This is a genomic window from Streptomyces sp. NBC_00190 (genome assembly GCF_036203305.1).
GTDB lineage: Bacteria > Actinomycetota > Actinomycetes > Streptomycetales > Streptomycetaceae > Streptomyces.
This window is the reverse complement of record NZ_CP108131.1, coordinates 2,328,345-2,346,740: the sequence shown is the minus strand read 5'-3', so window position 1 is coordinate 2,346,740 and position 18,396 is coordinate 2,328,345. Positions and strand designations below refer to the sequence as shown.

Here is an 18,396-nt window from a genome sequence, read left to right as displayed (position 1 = left end):
GACGCACCTGGCACGATGTGGGGGTGACCGAAGCCGTGACCCCGCCGTCTCCTTTCGACCCGCCCTCGCTCCCGCCCGAGAAGCCGGGGGCCGCCGACGCGGCCATCACCCCGCAGGACATCCGGGACGGGGCCGTCGTCGCCCTGGCGGTCGGGGTGGCGGGCCTGCTCCTCGGACTGCTGTGGATGTGGCTGGCGCCGCGGGTGCAGTACGTCTCCAACGGGGAGGCGGTGTTCCTGCGCAACAGCGAGAGCGAGGCGCGGATCGGGGCCGACGGGACCTTCTTCCTGCTGTCCGTGGGGCTGGGCGTCCTGAGTGCCGTCGGTGTCTTCCTGTGGCGCCGGGCCGGCGGTGTGCCGCTGGTGATCGGGCTCGGGCTCGGGTCCCTCTTCGCCGCGCTGGTGGGGTGGCGGTTCGGGCTGTGGCTGGGGCCGTCCTCGGACCTGCTGGCCGCGGCGCTGAAGGCGGGGAAGGGCGTCCCGTTCGACGCGCCGCTGCAGATGCTGGCACACGGGGTGCTGCTGGTCTGGCCGATGACGGCCGTCCTGGTGCACCTGGGCCTGACCGCCCTCTGGTCCCCGCGGGACCCGGACCCGGAGCCCGCCTGGGCCGTCTACCCGCCGCCGCACGTCCACGCCGACCCACAGGCTCCCGATCCGCAGGCCCCGAACCCGCCGGCCCCCGATCCGCAGGCCCCGAACCCGCCGCGCACCTGACCCGCCGCGCCCCCGGGCTCCGCGGACGCTACGGGCGGGCGATGGGGGCCAGCGTGGCCCCGGTCAAGGTGGTCAGGGCCGACGGGGAGAGCTCGACCTCCAGGCCGCGGCGGCCCGCCGAGCAGCAGATGGTCGGGTGGTTGCGGGCCGAGGCGTCGATCACCGTGCGCAGGCGCTTGCGCTGGCCGAGCGGGGAGATGCCGCCCAGGACGTAGCCCGTCGTGCGCTCCGCCAGTGCGGGATCGGCCATCACCGCCCGCTTGCCGCCCACCGCCGAGGCGAGGGCCTTCAGGTCCAGCGAGCCCGAGACCGGGACCACCGCCACCGTCAGGACTCCGTCCACCTCCGCGACGAGCGTCTTGAAGACCCGGTCGGGCGAGACGCCCATCGCCGAGGCGGCTTCCTCGCCGTACGAGGGATGCGCCGGGTCGTGTTCGTAGGCGTGCGTGGTGAACTCGGCGCCCGCCGCGGTGAGGGCCACGATCGCCGGGGTCCCGGCCGGTTTCTTCTTCGCCATCGGTCAGTTCGGGCTCGTCGGGGTACGGGTCAGGTCCACCGCGGGCAGCGAGGGGAGGTGGCGGATCACCGCGGTCTCCGCGCGCAGCAGCTTCAGCTCCTCCGCCAGGCGGGTCGCCGTGTCCGGGGCCTGGAGCAGCCGCTGCTTCGCCGGGATGTCCAGCACCGCCGCCGCTGCCACCAGGTACGAGACCACCGACGGCTCGTCGGGGAGTTCCGCGCCGGTCAGGGACCGCTCGCGGGCTCCGGCCAGCCGCTTCTGGTAGGTGCGGAAAGCCCGCAGCACCCCTTCGGCCAGGGCCCCGGCGCCCTCGCCCGCCTCCTCCGGGAGCTCTTCCAGCTCCGCGGTGAGGAAGGGGCCCGAGGCGTCGACCGAGATCAGCCGGACCCGTGAGGTGCCCGTCGCGAGGACCTCGTAGCTGCCGTCCTCCCGCTCCCGGATCGTCGCCGCGTCCGCGATGCAGCCCACGCGGTGGAAGGCCTGGACCGGGTCCGGGCCGAAGCCCGCGGCGGGGCCGCGCTCGGGCAGGGCCGTCTGGTCGGGCAGGCCGGGCGCGGTCGGGGCGACCTCGCGGCCGTCGCGGATGGCGACGACCGCGAAACGGCGCGGCTCGTCCTCGCTCGTCTTCAGCAGCTCGCGCATCATGGCGCGATAACGCTCCTCGAAGATGTTCAGCGGGAGGACGAGTCCCGGGAACAGCACCGAGTTCAGGGGAAAGAGGGGCAGACGAACGGTGGTCACGAGGCACAGGGTAATGGCCGAGGGCCGACCCGCCCTATCCCCCGTCACCCCCGCCGCAGCAGCCTTGAGGCGCCCGCCGCCACCGTGGTGGCCAGGATCCATCCCAGCAGGACCAGCGCCGCCGCCGCCCACTGCCAGCCGCCCTCCACCTTCCACTGGCCCTGCTGGCCCAGGTCGATCACCGGGAGCAGGAGGTCCAGGGCGTACAGGGCGGCATCCCACGTCGGATGTTCGTCCGCCTTGATCGGGGGCGGCTGGTGCCGGGAGAACAGCAGTGCGCCCGCCGCCCACAGGACCAGCATCCACAGCGCGGCCCGGCCCGGGCGGTACCCGTAGACCACCGTCCAGTCCTGGACGTAGCCCCAGGCCTTGGCCGCGGGAGGCAGGGTGGCCCGGCGGCGGCGCTGCTTGGCCAGCAGCACCTCGCGGGCGTCCGCGTCCTCACCGCTGGCCCGCAGTACGGCGGCCAGCCGCTCGTACGGCTCCGGCGAGTACTCGGGCGTGGCCGCCTCCACCCACGCCAGCCGGCGGGCGAGGGGGAAGTGGCCCCGGGGGGCGAGGTTCTCGTAGACGAAGCCCTCGATCGACACCCCGCCCGGCCCCGGCCAGCTGGTGGAGGTGTCGACGAGCTTGACCACCTTGGACCCCGACACCACGACCCGGCCGTGCTCCGGCCGCTCGCCGACGAAGCGGAACTCGGGGGTCTGGATCCGGCGCAGGGATATCTCCTGCTCGTCGGTGAGCACGAAGCGCGCCCCGTAGAAGTCGATGGCGTCACCGAAGCGGCCGTCGTCCATCCGCAGCCCGCCCCGGCACTCGAAGCGCTGCGAGGGCTGACCGCGCGTCGGCGTCAGCCCCAGTCCGTACGGGGGAGTGGAGGAGTTCGACCCGGGGACGTAGTCCAGGGCGATCGAGGTCAGGTACAGGGTCCGCTCGACGGTCAGCTGCGGCGCGTTCAGCGCGTACCGCCCGTTCGGGTTGCGCAGGCGGGCCCCGCGCAGGTTCATCGACACGCCGACCTTCGCGCCGCGCAGGCTCACCTCGCCGTACGTCTCCAGCAGCTCGCCCTGGAAGTCCTGCGCCACCGACATCCCGTCGGCGGCGATCGCCCGGCCCTTGGAGTCCTTCTGCACCACTGCCTGGCTGATCAGCAGGTCGGTGCCGATCTGCGCGTCGGTCAGCCGGACGCCACGGGCCACCCGGCAGCGCGGCATGTGCAGATCGCCCTCGGTGTGCAGGCGGGCCGCCTCCAGCCGGGGGATCGCGCAGTTCACCAGGCGCAGGGTGCCGAAACGGGCCTCGGACAGCTGGATCTCGCTGTCGAAGCTGCAGGACTGCAGCTCCACGTACGGGCTCACCGTGCCCCCGGACAGGTCGAGCCGCCCGGTGATCCGTACGCCGCGCAGCTTCAGCGAGGCCACCCGGCCCGGCACCGGCGGCGGCCCGTGGAGCAGTAGCAGCGCCACCACCCGGGCACGCACGCTGCGCTCGGGGCCCCAGACGTGCCGACCGTGCGGATCGTCCCGGTCGGCGGCGCGGACGCTCAGGTCGCAGATGCTGCCCGTGCGGTACGCGGTCCACATGCGGCGCTCGGAGGCGGAGAGGTCGGCCGGCTCCTCGCCCACCAGTGCCTCGGTACCCGCGCGTGCCTCGGTCATGGCGGCCCCCCTCCGCTGTCATTACGTGTAGATCCAAGCTAACGGGCGCCTGTGACATCCGGGGCGTGTATCAGCCAGTGATACGGGCGAACGGTGGCGCGAGACGGTCTGAGAGAATTGGGGGGTGATCTCTCGTATCGACCTGCGCGGTGACGCCCTCCCCGAGGGCGGCGCCCTGCGCGATCTGCTGCCCCGTGCCGAGTTCGACGTAGAAGCTGCCCTGGACAAGGTGCGGCCCATCTGCGAGGACGTCCATCATCGTGGCACGGCGGCGCTGATCGAGTACGCGCAGAAGTTCGACGGGGTGACGCTGGAGCAGGTCAGGGTGCCTGCCGAGGCGCTCAAGACCGCCCTCGACGAGCTCGACCCGGCCGTCCGCGCCGCCCTGGAGGAGTCGATCCGGCGCGCCCGGATCGTGCACCGGAACCAGCGCCGCACCGAGCACACCACCCAGGTGGTCCCCGGCGGCACGGTGACCGAGAAGTGGGTTCCGGTGGAGCGCGTGGGGCTGTACGCCCCGGGCGGCCGCTCGGTCTACCCGTCCTCCGTCGTGATGAACGTCGTACCGGCGCAGGAGGCGGGCGTCGAGTCGATCGCGCTGGCCTCCCCGCCGCAGAAGGAGTTCGGCGGCCTGCCGCACCCGACGATCCTCGCCGCGTGCGCGCTGCTCGGCGTGGACGAGGTGTACGCGGCGGGCGGCGCCGTGGCCGTCGCGATGTTCGCGTACGGCACGGAGGACTGCCTGCCCGTCAACATGGTGACCGGCCCGGGCAACATCTGGGTCGCCGCCGCGAAGCGCTACTTCACCGGGAAGATCGGCATCGACACCGAGGCCGGCCCGACCGAGATCGCGGTCCTCGCCGACTCCACCGCCGACCCGGTACACGTGGCCGCCGACCTGATCAGCCAGGCCGAGCACGACCCGCTGGCCGCAGCCGTCCTCGTCACGGACTCCGCCGAGCTCGCGGACGCCGTCGAGCGCGAGCTGGAGCCGCAGGTCGCGGCCTCCAAGCACGTCCACGACCGGATCAAGCCGGCCCTCGCGGGCAAGCAGTCCGCGATCGTGCTGGTCGACAGCCTGGAGGACGGCCTCAAGGTCGTCGACGCGTACGGCGCCGAGCACCTGGAGATCCAGACGGCCGACGCCGCCGCCTGGGCCGCCCGCGTACGCAACGCCGGCGCGATCTTCGTCGGCCCGTGGTCCCCGGTCTCGCTCGGCGACTACTGCGCCGGGTCGAACCACGTGCTGCCCACCGGCGGCTGCGCCTGCCACTCCTCCGGCCTGTCCGTGCAGTCCTTCCTGCGCGGCATCCACATCGTCGACTACACCCGCGACGCCCTCGCCGAGGTCACCCACCACGTGGTGACGCTGGCCGAGGCCGAGGACCTGCCCGCGCACGGCGCCGCCCTGAAGGCGCGCTTCGGATGGAAGGTCCCCCAGGCGTGACCGGAATCGACGACCTCCCCATCCGGGACGAGCTGCGCGGCAAGACCCCGTACGGCGCCCCCCAGCTCGACGTACCCGTCCAGCTGAACACCAACGAGAACCCGTACGAGCTGCCCGAGGAGCTGGTCCGGCGCATCGCCGAGCGCGTCGCCGACGCCGCCCGCACCCTCAACCGCTACCCCGACCGGGACGCGGTCGAGCTGCGCACCCAGCTGGCCGCCTACCTCACCCGTACGGCCAAGCACCCGGTCGCGCGGGAGAACGTATGGGCCGCCAACGGCTCCAACGAGGTCATCCAGCAGCTGCTGCAGACCTTCGGCGGGCCCGGCCGCACCGCGATCGGCTTCGAGCCCTCGTACTCGATGCACGCGCTGATCTCCCGCGGCACCGGCACCGGCTGGATCTCCGGCCCGCGCCGGGACGACTTCACGATCGACGTGGAGGCGGCGGAGCAGGCGATCGCCGAGAACGCCCCCGACGTCGTCTTCATCACCTCGCCCAACAACCCCACGGGCACGGCGGTCGGGGCCGAGACGGTCCTCGCCCTGTACGAGGCCGCGCAGGCGGCCAAGCCGTCCCTGGTCATCGTGGACGAGGCGTACGTGGAGTTCAGCCACCGCGACTCGCTGCTGCCCCTCATCGAGGGCCGCCCGAACCTGGTGGTCTCCCGGACCATGTCCAAGGCCTTCGGCGCCGCCGGACTGCGCCTGGGATACCTGGCCGCGCACCCCGCCGTCGTCGACGCCGTCCAGCTGGTGCGCCTGCCGTACCACCTGTCGGCCGTCACCCAGGCGACCGCGCTGGCCGCCCTGGAGCACACCGACACCCTGCTCGGCTACGTCGAGCAGCTCAAGGCCGAGCGGGACCGGCTGGTCGTCGAACTGCGGGCCATCGGCTACGAGGTCACCGAGTCCGACGCGAACTTCATCCAGTTCGGCAGGTTCGAGGACTCCCACACCGCCTGGCAGAAGATCCTCGACCAGGGTGTCCTGGTCCGGGACAACGGCGTACCGGGCTGGCTGCGGGTCACCGCGGGCACCCCGGCCGAGAACGACGCGTTCCTGGAAGCGGTTCGCGCACTGAAGAAGGAGCAGCACGCATGAGCCGCATCGGACGGGTCGAACGGACCACGAAGGAGACCTCGGTCGTCGTCGAGATAAACCTCGACGGCACCGGCCAGGTCGACGTCTCGACGGGCGTGGGCTTCTACGACCACATGCTCGACCAGCTCGGCCGCCACGGCCTCTTCGACCTCACCGTCAAGACCGACGGCGACCTGCACATCGACACCCACCACACCATCGAGGACACCGCCCTCGCGCTCGGCGCCGCCTTCAAGCAGGCCCTGGGCGACAAGGTGGGCATCTACCGCTTCGGCAACTGCACCGTGCCGCTCGACGAGTCCCTCGCCCAGGTCACCGTCGACCTGTCCGGCCGCCCCTACCTCGTGCACACCGAGCCCGAGAACATGGCGCCGATGATCGGCACCTACGACACGACGATGACCCGGCACATCTTCGAGTCCTTCGTCGCGCAGGCCCAGATCGCCCTGCACATCCACGTCCCGTACGGCCGCAACGCCCACCACATCGTGGAGTGCCAGTTCAAGGCGCTCGCGCGCGCCCTGCGCTACGCGGCCGAGTTCGACCCGCGCGCGGCCGGCATCCTGCCCTCCACGAAGGGCGCCCTCTAACCGTGAACGGGCTCAACACGATCCTGATCGTCCTCGGCCTGTTCCTGGCCGGAGGTGTCTACTCCTTCCAGAAGCAGCAGATGCCCAGGTCGGTCGTCTTCCTGCTCGCCATCGCCTCGGCGATGTGTCTGGCCGCCGGGGTCCTGCGAATCCAAGGAATCTGGGCATGAGCACTGCCGCAACCACCCGTCCCACCAAGACCGTCGTCGTCTTCGACTACGGCTTCGGCAACGTCCGGTCCGCCGAGCGCGCCCTGGCGCGCGTCGGCGCCGACGTCGAGATCACCCGCGACTACGACAAGGCCATGGACGCCGACGGACTCCTCGTCCCCGGCGTCGGCGCCTTCTCCGCCTGCATGCAGGGCCTCAAGGACGCCCGCGGCGACTGGATCATCGGCCGCCGGCTCTCCGGCGGCCGCCCGGTCATGGGCATCTGCGTCGGCATGCAGATCCTCTTCGAGCGCGGCATCGAGCACGGCGTCGAGACCGAGGGCCTCGACGAGTGGCCCGGCACGGTCGGCCCGCTGAGGGCCCCGATCGTCCCCCACATGGGCTGGAACACCGTCGAGGCCCCGGCCGACAGCCAGGCCTTCGTCGGCCTGGACGCCGACGCCCGGTTCTACTTCGTGCACTCCTACGCGGCGCGCGAGTGGACCCTGGAGGTCACCAACCCGGCGATCCGCGCCCCCCGCGTCACGTGGGCCACCCACGGTGAGCCGTTCGTCGCGGCGGTGGAGAACGGCGCCCTGTGGGCGACCCAGTTCCACCCCGAGAAGTCCGGCGACGCCGGAGCCCAGCTCCTCACCAACTGGATCGAGACCCTCTGATGCACAAGACGCTTGAGCTCCTCCCCGCGGTCGACGTCCGCGACGGACAGGCCGTCCGCCTCGTGCACGGGGTGTCCGGCAGCGAGACCTCCTACGGCTCCCCGCTGGAGGCGGCCCTCGCCTGGCAGCGCTCCGGCGCCGAGTGGCTGCACCTGGTCGACCTGGACGCCGCCTTCGGCACCGGCGACAACCGCGCCCTGGTCGCCGGGATCACCGCCGCCATGGACATCAAGGTCGAGCTGTCCGGCGGCATCCGCGACGACGCCTCGCTCGCCGCGGCCCTCGCCACCGGCTGTACCCGCGTCAACCTCGGCACCGCCGCCCTGGAGACCCCCGAGTGGGCCGCCAAGGCGATCGCCGAGCACGGCGACAAGATCGCGATCGGCCTCGACGTCCGCGGCACCACCCTCAAGGGCCGCGGCTGGACCAGCGAGGGCGGCGACCTGTACGAGACCCTCGCCCGCCTGGACTCCGAGGGCTGCGCCCGGTACGTCGTGACCGACATCGGCAGGGACGGCACGCTGACCGGCCCCAACCTGGAGCTGCTGAAGAACGTCTGCGCCGCCACCGACCGGCCCGTCGTGGCCTCCGGCGGCATCTCCTCCCTGGACGACCTGCGGGCGCTGGCCGAGCTGGTCCCGCTGGGCGTCGAGGGCGCGATCGTCGGGAAGGCCCTGTACGCCAAGGCCTTCACGCTGGAAGAAGCCCTGAAGGTGGTCTCCGCATGAGCAGCACTTCCGATGTGCGCCGCATCTCCTCCGGTGGCGCCTACGAGGACGTCATCGGCTACTCCCGCGCCGTCCAGCTCCCGAACGGCCTCGTCCTGGTCTCCGGCTGCACCGCGGCCGACGCCAACGGCCCGTACGACCAGGCCGTCGCCGCCTTCGGCGTCGCCTTCAAGGCCCTCGCCCAGGCCGGTCTCGGCCCGGAGCAGGTGGTCCGCACCCGGATGTACCTCACCCACGCCCGGGACGTGGACGAGGTGGGCCGCGCCCACAAGGAACTGTTCGACGCGGTCCGCCCCGCCGCATCAATGATCATCGTCTCCGGCTTCGTCGACCCCAGCATGGTCGTCGAGGTCGAGGTGGAAGCGTACGGAGGTGCGGCATGACCCTCGCCGTACGGGTGATCCCCTGCCTGGACGTGGACAACGGCCGGGTCGTCAAGGGCGTCAACTTCCAGAACCTGCGCGACGCCGGCGACCCGGTGGAGATGGCCAAGCTGTACGACGCCGAGGGCGCCGACGAGCTGACCTTCCTCGACATCACCGCGTCCTCCGGGAACCGGGAGACCACCTACGACGTGGTGCGCCGCACCGCCGAGCAGGTCTTCATCCCGCTGACCGTCGGCGGCGGCGTGCGCGCCGCCGACGACGTGGACAAGCTGCTGCGGGCCGGAGCGGACAAGGTGGGCGTGAACACCGCCGCCATCGCCCGCCCCGAGCTCATCCAGGAGATCGCCGAGCGCTTCGGCCGCCAGGTCCTCGTCCTGTCGGTCGACGCCCGCCGGACCGCGTCGGGCTCCTTCGAGGTCACCACCCACGGCGGCCGCCGGGGCACCGGCATCGACGCCGTCGAGTGGGCCCACCGGGCGGCCGAACTGGGCGCCGGGGAGATCCTGCTGAATTCGATGGACGCCGACGGCACCAAGGACGGGTACGACACCGAGATGATCGCGGCGGTGCGGGGGCACGTCACGGTCCCGGTGATCGCCTCGGGCGGCGCCGGCAAGCTGGAGCACTTCCCGCCGGCGATCGCGGCCGGCGCCGACGCGGTGCTCGCGGCCTCGGTGTTCCACTTCGGCGACCTGCGGATCTCCGAGGTCAAGGCCACGCTCCGGGAGGCGGGTCACCCGGTCCGCTGAGACCGGACGGGCCCGGCCTGTGGCCGGGCCCGCACCTCATCCCGCACCCAGCAGCCGAAGGATCGCCTGGACCGCGTCGACGACCGGCTGGGCGAGCGGGCCGATCACCGCCGCGACGCCGGCCACGGTCATCAGGGCGCCGTGGCGCTCCTGCGGGGTGCTGCCGGCGGAGGAGATCGTGCGCAGGGAGCCGTCGACGGTCTCTACGGCGGCGGGCGGGAGCTGGCCGCGCACCTCTTCGAGCAGCCGGATCAGCTCGGCGATGGCCTCCCGCTGGTCGGCGGGCAGCTGCGGGGCGACGGCCGGGAACTGGTTCTTCACGATTCCGGTGTTGCCGCTTCCCTGGTTCATGTTGACGATGTCGCCGTAGTGGTTGCCACCGGTCATTTCTTCACGACCCCCGTGTTCCCGATGCCGCCGTACATGTTCACGGTGTCGCCGAGGTGGTAGTTGCTCGGATTGATGCTCAGACGTTCGACGCGTACGGCGAACTCGGTCTCCGGGTGCTCGATGGCGTGGACGATCTGCCGGACCAGCTGCCGCAGCTGCTCCTTGTCGGGCAGCGTCACCAGGGCGGTGGAGGGGCCCGACGTCTCCACGGACAGAACGTGCCGGGACGGCGCGGCCAGCTGGGTGACCAGCCGGACGAGGAGGATGACCGCCATGATGGCGCCGAGGGTCCACAGGCTGTCCGCGGCGTTGCCCGAGCGGTAGTCCGAGCTGCTGGACGACCCCGCGTCCGCAGAGGCGACCTGGAGCACGATGATCAGCGCTGCCGTGGCACCGAGCCACTTCAGGAACTGGAGGAAGGCTTCCCCGCGGTCGGGCTTGATCTGGAAGGTGCGCACCCGGACGACGTTGTGCAGCGGATAGGCCGCGCCGTCCACCCACAGCAGCCGTTTGCCCACCCGCAGCTCCACACCGGGCTCGGATGCTCTGGGCGGTGGCGCAGGCGGTGGCGCCGCCGGTGGCCGGGGCGGTAACGGTGGCGGTGGGACCGGGCCGGATTCCATGATTTCCCCCGTGCGTTGTCGACGATGTGACCGCGCGAGGCTTCATTAAGCTCGCCCGATGTCACAAGGGCAAGGGAATGTTCACGCCAAGTGCACCCGCCCCGACGCCAGGCTTCCTAGATGCCCAGTCGTGCCCTCGTCAGCATCGCGACGGCCTCCTTGTCACCGTCCAGGTTCACCGCGGCAGCGTCCTGGCGGCCGAAGCAGAACAGGGTCAGCTCGCCCGGCTCTCCCGTCACGGTCACCACGGGCACGCCTTTGTGCGCCACCGCCGTACGGCCGTCGGGCCGCCGCAGGACCAGGCCCACCGGCGAGCGTCGGCCCGTCAGCCGGGCCAGCCTCTCCAGCCGGGTCCACAGGGAGTCCGCGAACACGGGGTCCAGCTCCCGCGGCGACCAGTCCGGCTGGGCCCGCCGGACGTCCTCCGCGTGGACGAAGAACTCCACCGCGTTCGCCGCCTCGTCGATCGGCTTCAGGGCGTACACCGACAGCTTCGGCGGCCCGGTCCGGATCAGCTGGATGAGCTCCTCGTACGGCTTGGCCGTGTACTCCTCCATCGCCTTGTCCAGCCGCGCCTTGAGCACATTCAGCAGCAGGCCCCCCGCCGCGTCCGGCCGGCGCTCCCGGACGACCACGTGCGCCGCCAGCTCCCGGCAGCTCCAGCCGTCGCACAGCGTCGGCGCCTCCGGCCCGGCCGCCTCCAACAGGTCGGCCAGCAGCAGTCGTTCGCGCTTCGCATGGGTAGACATACGGGTCAGCCTACGGCCGGATACCGCCGCGCGCCTGCCCATCAGGCGGACAGAGATCCTTAACAGGCATTCCGGCCCGGCACAATGGCGGCATGAGTACGTCCCCCCGCCCCGACAACCTCGATCCCGCCGTCGCCGCGCGCCTCAAGCGCTCCGCCGACGGCCTGGTACCGGCCATCGCCCAGCAGTACGACACCGGTGAGGTGCTCATGCTCGGATGGATGGACGACGAGGCCCTGCACCGCACCCTGACCACCGGCCGCTGTACCTACTGGTCCCGCAGCCGCCAGGAGTACTGGGTGAAGGGGGATACTTCCGGCCACTTCCAGCACGTGAAGTCCGTCGCCCTCGACTGTGATGCCGACACCGTGCTCGTCAAGGTCGACCAGGTCGGAGCCGCCTGCCACACCGGCGCCCGCACCTGCTTCGACGACGATGTCCTCCTCCGCGACGCCGACTAGACAGGTCCCACGCACATGGATCTCGATTCGTTCCGCAAGCTCGCGGCCGACCGCCGCGTCATCCCCGTGAGCCGCAGGCTGCTGGCCGACGGGGACACCCCCGTCGGGCTCTACCGCAAGCTGGCCGCCGAACGCCCCGGCACTTTCCTGCTGGAGTCCGCCGAGAACGGCCGCTCCTGGTCGAGGTACTCCTTCGTCGGCGTGCGCAGCGACGCCACGCTGACCGTCCGGGACGGCCAGGCGCACTGGATCGGTACCCCGCCCGTGGGCGTGCCCACCGACGGCGACCCCCTCGAAGCCCTGCGCGCCACCGTCGAGGCCCTGCACACCCCGCGCGACCTCGCGGGCGGGATGCCGCCCTTCACCGGCGGCATGGTCGGCTACCTCGGCTACGACATCGTGCGCCGCCTGGAGCGCATCGGGGAGCACGCCGCCGACGACCTGAAGCTGCCCGAGCTGACGATGCTGCTCACCTCGGACCTGGCGGTCATGGACCACTGGGACGGCACCGTCCTGCTCATCGCCAACGCCATCAACCACAACGACCTCGAATCGGGTGTGGACGAGGCGTACGCCGACGCGGTGGCCCGCCTCGACGCCATGGAGGCCGACCTGGCGCGGCCCGCCCCCTACGTCCCGGCCCCGCTGCCCGCCTCCGAGCTGCCGGAGTTCTCCGCGCTGTGGGGCGGCGAGAAGTACCAGGCCGCCGTCGAGGACGTCAAGGAGCGGATCCGCGCCGGCGAGGCCTTCCAGGTCGTGCCCTCGCAGCGGTTCGAGACCCCCTGCCAGGCCTCCGCGCTGGACGTCTACCGGGTGCTCCGGGCCACCAACCCGTCCCCGTACATGTACCTCTTCCGCTTCGAGAACGGCTTCGACGTGGTCGGGTCCAGCCCCGAGGCGCTGGTCAAGGTCGAGGACGGCCGGGCCATGGTCCACCCCATCGCAGGCACCCGCCACCGCGGAGCCACGCCGCAGGAGGACAACGACCTCGCCGAGGAACTGCTGGCCGACCCCAAGGAGCGCGCCGAGCACCTGATGCTCGTCGACCTGGGCCGCAACGACCTCGGCCGGGTCTGCGAGCCGGGCTCCGTGGAGGTCGTCGACTTCATGAGCATCGAGCGGTACTCGCACGTCATGCACATCGTGTCCACCGTCACCGGGCGGGTCGCCGAGGGCCGGACCGCCTTCGACGTGCTCACCGCCTGCTTCCCGGCGGGCACCCTCTCGGGGGCGCCCAAGCCCCGCGCGATGCAGATCATCGAGGAGCTGGAGCCCACCCGCCGCGGGCTGTACGGCGGCTGCGTGGGCTATCTGGACTTCGCGGGGGACTCCGACACGGCCATCGCCATCCGCACCGCGCTGCTGCGCGACGGGACGGCGTACGTGCAGGCCGGCGCCGGGGTCGTGGCCGACTCGGTGCCCGAGCTGGAGGACAACGAGTGCCGCAACAAGGCGGCCGCGGTGCTGCGCGCGGTGGGAGCGGCGAACCGCCTCCACGGCTCCTGAGGGCGTAGGGGATAGTGGGGTACGTGAGTGCCGTACCCCCGCCCCGAACCGATGCCGACGCCGAGGCTCCCGAGAGCAAGGGCGGCCGCCGCAGCGTGGCCGTCGCCCTGCTGCTCGGCACGCTCGGCTCCACCGTCGTCCTGCTCGCCTCCGGCCGGATCTGGGCCCGGGGCACCACCGCGATGGGCGGCGATTCGCTCGCCCTGACCGCGGACGGGCGGGCCGTCACCGGACTCCCCGCCGCCCTGGCCATCGTCGGGCTCGCCGCCCTGGTCGCCGTCTTCGCCGTACGCGGCAAGGGGCGGCTGCTGGTGTCGGGGCTGCTGGCGCTCAGCGGCCTGGGCGCCGCGCTGACCGCGGTCTTCGCCGCCGACGGCCGCCGGGCCCTGGACGCGGAGGCCGCCCGTACGACCGCGGACACCGCGGCCCAGGTGGTGGGGCTGACCCATACGGCGTGGCCGTACGTCACGGCCGCCGGGGCGGCCCTGATCCTGACGGCCGGGCTGCTGGCCCTGCGCTTCGGCCGCAGCTGGCCCGCGATGGGCGGGCGCTACGAGCGGGACGGCAGCCCCCGTGCGCGCAGGCCCGCGGCGGTGGACCCGGACCGCCCGGAGGATCTGTGGAAGGCTCTGGACCGGGGCGAGGACCCGACCCGCTGACGGACCCCCCCCGTGGACGGCGGCCCCGCCCTGTGCGGGACAATGGGCTCCGAGCGTTCGACACAGGCCGCGCGTTTCGACACAGCACAGCGACAGACCAACGAGGAGCAACTCATGGCGGGCACTAGCCACGGACACACCCCGGCCGCCTGGACCGGTGTCATCATCGCCTTCATCGGTTTCTGCATCTCCGGCGCCTTCATGGTGCTCGCGAACCCGCTGGGCTTCTGGGCCGGTCTCGTCGTCGTCGCGCTCGGCGGTGTCGTCGGCATGGCGATGAAGGCCGCGGGCATGGGCATGCCGAAGGCTGCCCACAAGGACCTCGCCGAGGTCATCGCCGCCTCCAAGGTCCCCGCCAAGGTCTGAGCGCGGTACCGCGGATCCGAAAGGCACGGCCCGGTCGGGCTGCGCCTTTTGTCATCCCGCTCCGTCGTGCTGCGCCCGTCGTCATGATCGGCGAGAATCGGCGGGTGGACGCCTCTCACACCCCCGACGCCGCGCCGCCGCGGACCGCGCCCGCCGTACGGGTCTCCCGGGCCCGGCGGCTCGCGGCCCCGGTGCTCACCCTGGCCGCGGCCGCGGCGGCCTTTGCGTATGTGGGCACAGTGGACCCCAACGAGCCGGGCCATTACCCGGTCTGTCCGCTGCTGCGGCTGACCGGAATCCTGTGTCCCGGATGTGGCGGTCTGCGCAGCGCGCACGCGTTCGCCCACGGCGATCTGACCACAGCTTTCGGCGCAAATGCCCTCGCTGTCGTCGGCTACTTCGTCTTCGCGGGATTCATGACCCTGTGGCTGGTTCGCGCCTACCGCGGCGGGCCCGTACCCCGCCTCGCCTTGCGGCCGCCGTACTGGTGGGCCATCGGCGTGGTGGGCCTGACATTCGCCGTTGTCCGAAATCTTTCTTTCGGCTCGGCGCTGGCACCCTGAGTCCCGTGCGGGGCCCGGATGAAGCCCGGATTCCGAATGTCCAGTTACTGGGACGCCGTCAACCGCGTGCGGAGCGCAACGCCTCCTGCGGATACCATTTGATTGCTGACCTTGCAGTTGTACGTGTCTGCAAGGCGGCCGACCGTCATCGACCCGGAAGGGGGCCGCTCGCGTGAGTGTGCTCGACGAGATCATCGAAGGGGTCCGCGAAGACCTTGCCGAACGGCAGGCCCGCGTGAGCCTCGACGAGCTCAAGGAGCGTGCCGCCAAGGCGCCCCAGGCCAAGGACGGCGTCGCTGCCCTGCGCGGCGACAGCGTCAAGGTGATCTGCGAGGTCAAGCGTTCCAGCCCGTCCAAGGGCGCGCTGGCCGCGATCGCCGATCCGGCCGGGCTCGCCGCCGACTACGAAGCGGGTGGTGCGGCGGTCATCTCCGTCCTCACCGAACAGCGCCGCTTCGGTGGCTCGCTGGCCGACCTGGAGGCCGTCCGCGCACGCGTGGACATCCCGATCCTGCGCAAGGACTTCATCGTCACGGCGTACCAGCTCTGGGAGGCCCGCGCCTACGGCGCCGACCTCGCGCTGCTGATCGTCGCGGCCCTGGAGCAGGAGGCCCTCGTCTCCCTCATCGAGCGGGCCGAGTCCATCGGTCTCACCCCGCTCGTCGAGGTCCACGACGAGGAAGAGGTCGAGCGTGCGGTTGCGGCCGGCGCCAAGATCATCGGTGTCAACGCCCGCAACCTGAAGGACCTCAAGGTCGACCGCTCCACCTTCGAGCGCGTCGTCGGCGAGATCCCGGCCCACATCGTCAAGGTCGCCGAGTCCGGCATCCGCGGGCCGCACGACCTGATCGCCTACGCCAACGAGGGTGCCGACGCCGTCCTCGTCGGGGAGTCCCTGGTGACCGGCCGCGACCCGAAGGCGGCCGTGGCCGACCTCGTCGCCGCCGGCGCCCACCCCGCCCTGCGCCACGGGCGGAGCTGACCGCTCCCATGGCCCACGACCGCCCCTCCGTCAGCACGACGCACGCGCCGCAGGCAGCTCGCCGCGGCCCGGTCGCCGTGCCGACGGCGCACGCGCCCCTGGCGCGCGGCTGCCGCCCTCGCGGCTGCCGCGCCCCGGCCCGGCGTGTGCACGGGCGGCGGGTCCGGTACGTGATCGGCTCCGAGCCCGGTCAGGTCAACGGCATGCGATGGCGTCCCGGAGGCGCGCTGTAACGAGGGCTTGCGGCCGACGGTACGAGACGTACCGTCCCGCCGGTCCCCGTACGGCCCACCGCCCGGGCCGACCGGCTCCGGGCGCGGGTCCTCCTTCCCGCAGGCGGCACCGGCCACCCCGTCGTGGAGTGGTGTGCGTGTCGCGGGCGGACGGCGCAATACGGTGAAAACCACTCGTCGCATTCCGTTCCCGTAGGAGCACTGGCATGTCCAGCCAATTCTTCATCCCGGACCCGGAGGGTCACGTCCCCAACGCCGAGGGTTACTTCGGTGACTTCGGCGGCAAGTTCATCCCGGAGGCGCTCGTCGCCGCCGTCGACGAGGTCGCCGTCGAGTACGAGAAGGCCAAGGGCGACCCGGCCTTCGCGGCCGAGCTCAACGACCTGATGGTCAACTACACCGGCCGCCCGAGCGCCCTCACCGAGGTGCCCCGGTTCGCCGAGCACGCGGGCGGCGCGCGGATCTTCCTCAAGCGCGAGGACCTCAACCACACCGGCTCGCACAAGATCAACAACGTGCTGGGCCAGGCGCTGCTCACCAAGCGCATGGGCAAGACCCGGGTCATCGCCGAGACCGGGGCCGGCCAGCACGGCGTGGCCACCGCCACCGCCTGCGCGCTCTTCGGCCTCGACTGCACCATCTACATGGGCGAGATCGACACCCAGCGCCAGGCGCTGAACGTGGCCCGGATGCGGATGCTGGGCGCCGAGGTCATCGCGGTGAAGTCCGGCTCCCGGACGCTGAAGGACGCCATCAACGAGGCGTTCCGGGACTGGGTCGCCAATGTGGACCGGACCCACTACCTCTTCGGTACGGTCGCCGGCCCCCACCCCTTCCCGGCCATGGTCCGCGACTTCCACCGGGTCATCGGCGTCGAGGCCCGCCGCCAGATCATCGAGCGCGCGGGCCGGCTGCCCGACGCCGTCGCGGCCTGCGTCGGCGGCGGCTCGAACGCCATCGGCCTGTTCCACGCCTTCATCCCGGACGCCGACGTCCGCCTGGTCGGCTTCGAGCCCGCCGGGCACGGCGTGGAGACCGGCGAGCACGCGGCCACGCTGACCGCGGGCGAGCCGGGGATCCTGCACGGCTCCCGCTCCTACGTCCTGCAGGACGAGGAGGGCCAGATCACCGAGCCGTACTCCATCTCGGCCGGTCTGGACTACCCGGGCATCGGCCCGGAGCACTCGTACCTGAAGGACACGGGCCGCGGCGAGTACCGCGCGGTCACCGACGACGCGGCGATGCAGGCCCTGCGCCTGCTCTCCCGTACGGAGGGGATCATCCCGGCGATCGAGTCGGCGCACGCCCTCGCGGGCGCGCTCGACCTCGGCAAGGAGCTGGGCAAGGACGGCCTGCTGGTCGTCAACCTGTCCGGCCGCGGTGACAAGGACATGGACACGGCGGCCCGCTACTTCGGGCTGTACGACGCCACCGAGCAGCCGAGGCGGAGCGCGACCAAGAACACCGAGGGGGAGTCGAAGTGAGCACGGCCAGTGAGAAGACCGGGCGCATCCAGCTGCTGAGCGACACGCTCGCCAAGGCGAAGTCCGAGGACCGCGCGGCCCTCGTCGCCTACCTCCCGGCGGGCTTCCCGACCGTCGACGGTGCCATCGAGGCGGTCAAGGCCGTCATCGCGGGCGGCGCGGACGTGGTCGAGGTCGGCCTGCCGCACAGCGATCCGGTCCTGGACGGCGCGATCATCCAGACCGCCGACGACATCGCCCTGCGCGGCGGCGTCAAGATCGCCGACGTGATCCGCACCGTGCGCGAGGCGCACGAGGCGACCGGGGCCCCGGTCCTGGTGATGACGTACTGGAACCCCATCGACCGCTACGGCGTCGAGCGGTTCACCGCCGAGCTCGCGGCGGCGGGCGGCGCCGGCTGCATCCTGCCCGACCTGCCGGTCCAGGAGTCCGCGCTGTGGCGTGAGCACGCGGAGAAGCACGGTCTGGCGACCGTCTTCGTCGTGGCCCCCAGCAGCAAGGACGAGCGCCTGGCCACCATCACGGCGGCCGGCTCCGGCTTCGTCTACGCCGCCTCGCTCATGGGTGTCACCGGCACCCGCGAATCGGTCGGCAACGAGGCCCAGGCGCTGGTGCGGCGCACCCGCGCCACCACCGAGCTCCCCGTCTGCGTCGGCCTGGGCGTCTCCAACCCGGCCCAGGCCAAGGAGGTCGCGGCCTTCGCCGACGGGGTGATCGTCGGCTCGGCCTTCGTCAAGCTGCTGCTGGACGCGCCGGACCTGCCGGCCGGGCTGGCCGCCGTACGGTCGCTGGCGGGCGAGCTTGCGGAAGGCGTACGCAGGAGCTGACGTGAAGCGCATATCCGAGCGGTCCCCCAGCTAACGCTGGGAGGTGCCCCCAGTAGCCCGATCGGGTGGAAGTGGGAGCGGGGAGGCACGCG

General features: G+C 72.1%; 24 protein-coding genes. 18 read left to right on the top strand and 6 right to left on the bottom strand.

From position 1 onward, the window contains the following. Positions 1-23 precede the first annotated feature (23 nt). Entirely contained in the window at positions 24-716 is a 693-nt protein-coding gene (locus tag OG429_RS11475) for a hypothetical protein (RefSeq protein ID WP_328925210.1), read from the top strand. 28 nt (positions 717-744) lie between these two features. Here the strand turns inward: OG429_RS11475 and ybaK are convergent, their stop codons facing one another. The 3 genes from ybaK to OG429_RS11460 are packed head-to-tail and all read right to left on the bottom strand — an operon-like array spanning position 745 to position 3,632. Further along, on the bottom strand, positions 745-1,233 hold the full coding sequence (ybaK, locus tag OG429_RS11470; protein WP_328925209.1) for a Cys-tRNA(Pro) deacylase: 489 nt from the start codon (positions 1,231-1,233) through the stop codon (positions 745-747). Positions 1,234-1,236: 3 nt separating this feature from the next. After that, positions 1,237-1,974, bottom strand: a complete 738-nt coding sequence (locus tag OG429_RS11465) for an LON peptidase substrate-binding domain-containing protein (protein ID WP_328925208.1) — start codon at positions 1,972-1,974, stop codon at positions 1,237-1,239. Positions 1,975-2,018: 44 nt separating this feature from the next. Beyond that, on the bottom strand, positions 2,019-3,632 hold the full coding sequence (locus OG429_RS11460; protein ID WP_328925207.1) for an oxidoreductase: 1,614 nt from the start codon (positions 3,630-3,632) through the stop codon (positions 2,019-2,021). A 124-nt stretch (positions 3,633-3,756) separates the two neighbouring features. Here OG429_RS11460 and hisD point away from each other — a divergent pair, with 124 nt between their 5' ends. From hisD to hisF, 8 genes are read left to right on the top strand one after another with little or no spacing between them, the layout of a single operon-like run. Then, the gene (gene hisD / locus OG429_RS11455) at positions 3,757-5,079 is read left to right on the top strand and encodes a histidinol dehydrogenase (protein ID WP_328925206.1); all 1,323 of its coding nucleotides are present in this window, start codon (positions 3,757-3,759) and stop codon (positions 5,077-5,079) included. Beyond that, positions 5,076-6,182, top strand: a complete 1,107-nt coding sequence (locus OG429_RS11450; protein WP_328925205.1) for a histidinol-phosphate transaminase — start codon at positions 5,076-5,078, stop codon at positions 6,180-6,182. Before hisD ends, OG429_RS11450 begins: the two co-directional genes overlap by 4 nt. Continuing rightward, entirely contained in the window at positions 6,179-6,772 is a 594-nt protein-coding gene (gene hisB, locus OG429_RS11445; protein WP_326591415.1) for an imidazoleglycerol-phosphate dehydratase HisB, read from the top strand. The genes OG429_RS11450 and hisB overlap by 4 nt, the downstream gene beginning before the upstream one ends. A 2-nt stretch (positions 6,773-6,774) precedes the next feature. After that, positions 6,775-6,942, top strand: a complete 168-nt coding sequence (locus OG429_RS11440; protein WP_328925204.1) for a hypothetical protein — start codon at positions 6,775-6,777, stop codon at positions 6,940-6,942. After that, entirely contained in the window at positions 6,939-7,598 is a 660-nt protein-coding gene (hisH, locus tag OG429_RS11435) for an imidazole glycerol phosphate synthase subunit HisH (RefSeq protein WP_328925203.1), read from the top strand. The genes OG429_RS11440 and hisH overlap by 4 nt, the downstream gene beginning before the upstream one ends. After that, positions 7,598-8,326, top strand: a complete 729-nt coding sequence (gene priA, locus OG429_RS11430; RefSeq protein ID WP_328925202.1) for a bifunctional 1-(5-phosphoribosyl)-5-((5-phosphoribosylamino)methylideneamino)imidazole-4-carboxamide isomerase/phosphoribosylanthranilate isomerase PriA — start codon at positions 7,598-7,600, stop codon at positions 8,324-8,326. Before hisH ends, priA begins: the two co-directional genes overlap by 1 nt. Then, positions 8,323-8,709 carry a RidA family protein gene (locus OG429_RS11425; RefSeq protein WP_328925201.1) on the top strand — a complete coding sequence of 129 codons (387 nt, stop codon included), beginning with the start codon at positions 8,323-8,325 and terminating at the stop codon, positions 8,707-8,709. Before priA ends, OG429_RS11425 begins: the two co-directional genes overlap by 4 nt. Then, positions 8,706-9,461, top strand: a complete 756-nt coding sequence (hisF, locus tag OG429_RS11420) for an imidazole glycerol phosphate synthase subunit HisF (protein ID WP_328925200.1) — start codon at positions 8,706-8,708, stop codon at positions 9,459-9,461. Before OG429_RS11425 ends, hisF begins: the two co-directional genes overlap by 4 nt. Positions 9,462-9,497: 36 nt before the next feature. Here hisF and OG429_RS11415 read toward each other — a convergent pair whose 3' ends face one another. From OG429_RS11415 to OG429_RS11405, 3 genes are all read right to left on the bottom strand, one after another. Continuing rightward, positions 9,498-9,848 carry a hypothetical protein gene (locus OG429_RS11415; protein WP_328925199.1) on the bottom strand — a complete coding sequence of 117 codons (351 nt, stop codon included), beginning with the start codon at positions 9,846-9,848 and terminating at the stop codon, positions 9,498-9,500. Then, entirely contained in the window at positions 9,845-10,369 is a 525-nt protein-coding gene (locus OG429_RS11410; protein ID WP_328925198.1) for a DUF6232 family protein, read from the bottom strand. Before OG429_RS11410 ends, OG429_RS11415 begins: the two co-directional genes overlap by 4 nt. Before the next feature lie 221 nt (positions 10,370-10,590). Further along, entirely contained in the window at positions 10,591-11,223 is a 633-nt protein-coding gene (locus OG429_RS11405; protein WP_328925197.1) for a TIGR03085 family metal-binding protein, read from the bottom strand. A gap of 92 nt (positions 11,224-11,315) precedes the next feature. Here OG429_RS11405 and hisI point away from each other — a divergent pair, with 92 nt between their 5' ends. From hisI to trpA, 9 genes are all read left to right on the top strand, one after another. Further along, positions 11,316-11,684: a phosphoribosyl-AMP cyclohydrolase gene (hisI, locus tag OG429_RS11400; protein ID WP_328925196.1), complete on the top strand. Its 369-nt coding sequence runs from the start codon at positions 11,316-11,318 to the stop codon at positions 11,682-11,684. A gap of 15 nt (positions 11,685-11,699) precedes the next feature. Next, positions 11,700-13,190: an anthranilate synthase component I gene (locus OG429_RS11395; RefSeq protein ID WP_328925195.1), complete on the top strand. Its 1,491-nt coding sequence runs from the start codon at positions 11,700-11,702 to the stop codon at positions 13,188-13,190. Positions 13,191-13,204: 14 nt separating this feature from the next. Continuing rightward, positions 13,205-13,849, top strand: a complete 645-nt coding sequence (locus tag OG429_RS11390; protein WP_328925194.1) for a TIGR02234 family membrane protein — start codon at positions 13,205-13,207, stop codon at positions 13,847-13,849. A gap of 114 nt (positions 13,850-13,963) precedes the next feature. Continuing rightward, positions 13,964-14,215, top strand: a complete 252-nt coding sequence (locus OG429_RS11385; protein WP_328925193.1) for an HGxxPAAW family protein — start codon at positions 13,964-13,966, stop codon at positions 14,213-14,215. Positions 14,216-14,298: 83 nt separating this feature from the next. Continuing rightward, positions 14,299-14,778: a DUF2752 domain-containing protein gene (locus OG429_RS11380; RefSeq protein ID WP_328925192.1), complete on the top strand. Its 480-nt coding sequence runs from the start codon at positions 14,299-14,301 to the stop codon at positions 14,776-14,778. A gap of 172 nt (positions 14,779-14,950) precedes the next feature. Then, positions 14,951-15,760 carry an indole-3-glycerol phosphate synthase TrpC gene (gene trpC / locus OG429_RS11375; RefSeq protein WP_214932893.1) on the top strand — a complete coding sequence of 270 codons (810 nt, stop codon included), beginning with the start codon at positions 14,951-14,953 and terminating at the stop codon, positions 15,758-15,760. Between the two features lie 8 nt (positions 15,761-15,768). Further along, positions 15,769-15,993, top strand: a complete 225-nt coding sequence (gene trpM / locus OG429_RS11370) for a tryptophan biosynthesis modulator TrpM (RefSeq protein ID WP_328925191.1) — start codon at positions 15,769-15,771, stop codon at positions 15,991-15,993. A gap of 206 nt (positions 15,994-16,199) precedes the next feature. Then, complete coding sequence (trpB, locus tag OG429_RS11365) at positions 16,200-17,477, top strand: tryptophan synthase subunit beta (protein WP_328925190.1); 1,278 nt, start codon at positions 16,200-16,202, stop codon at positions 17,475-17,477. Beyond that, entirely contained in the window at positions 17,474-18,304 is an 831-nt protein-coding gene (gene trpA / locus OG429_RS11360; protein WP_328925189.1) for a tryptophan synthase subunit alpha, read from the top strand. Before trpB ends, trpA begins: the two co-directional genes overlap by 4 nt. Positions 18,305-18,396 lie beyond the last annotated feature (92 nt).

Coding starts and splice junctions, on each gene's coding strand:
- ybaK (WP_328925209.1), bottom strand. CDS start 1,233: ATGGCGAAGAAGAAACCGGCCGGGACCCCGGCGATCGTGGCCCTCACC.
- OG429_RS11460 (WP_328925207.1), bottom strand. CDS start 3,632: ATGACCGAGGCACGCGCGGGTACCGAGGCACTGGTGGGCGAGGAGCCG.
- hisB (WP_326591415.1), top strand. CDS start 6,179: ATGAGCCGCATCGGACGGGTCGAACGGACCACGAAGGAGACCTCGGTC.
- hisH (WP_328925203.1), top strand. CDS start 6,939: ATGAGCACTGCCGCAACCACCCGTCCCACCAAGACCGTCGTCGTCTTC.
- priA (WP_328925202.1), top strand. CDS start 7,598: ATGCACAAGACGCTTGAGCTCCTCCCCGCGGTCGACGTCCGCGACGGA.
- OG429_RS11425 (WP_328925201.1), top strand. CDS start 8,323: ATGAGCAGCACTTCCGATGTGCGCCGCATCTCCTCCGGTGGCGCCTAC.
- hisF (WP_328925200.1), top strand. CDS start 8,706: ATGACCCTCGCCGTACGGGTGATCCCCTGCCTGGACGTGGACAACGGC.
- OG429_RS11415 (WP_328925199.1), bottom strand. CDS start 9,848: ATGACCGGTGGCAACCACTACGGCGACATCGTCAACATGAACCAGGGA.
- OG429_RS11405 (WP_328925197.1), bottom strand. CDS start 11,223: ATGTCTACCCATGCGAAGCGCGAACGACTGCTGCTGGCCGACCTGTTG.
- hisI (WP_328925196.1), top strand. CDS start 11,316: ATGAGTACGTCCCCCCGCCCCGACAACCTCGATCCCGCCGTCGCCGCG.
- OG429_RS11395 (WP_328925195.1), top strand. CDS start 11,700: ATGGATCTCGATTCGTTCCGCAAGCTCGCGGCCGACCGCCGCGTCATC.
- OG429_RS11385 (WP_328925193.1), top strand. CDS start 13,964: ATGGCGGGCACTAGCCACGGACACACCCCGGCCGCCTGGACCGGTGTC.
- OG429_RS11380 (WP_328925192.1), top strand. CDS start 14,299: ATGATCGGCGAGAATCGGCGGGTGGACGCCTCTCACACCCCCGACGCC.
- trpM (WP_328925191.1), top strand. CDS start 15,769: ATGGCCCACGACCGCCCCTCCGTCAGCACGACGCACGCGCCGCAGGCA.
- trpB (WP_328925190.1), top strand. CDS start 16,200: ATGTCCAGCCAATTCTTCATCCCGGACCCGGAGGGTCACGTCCCCAAC.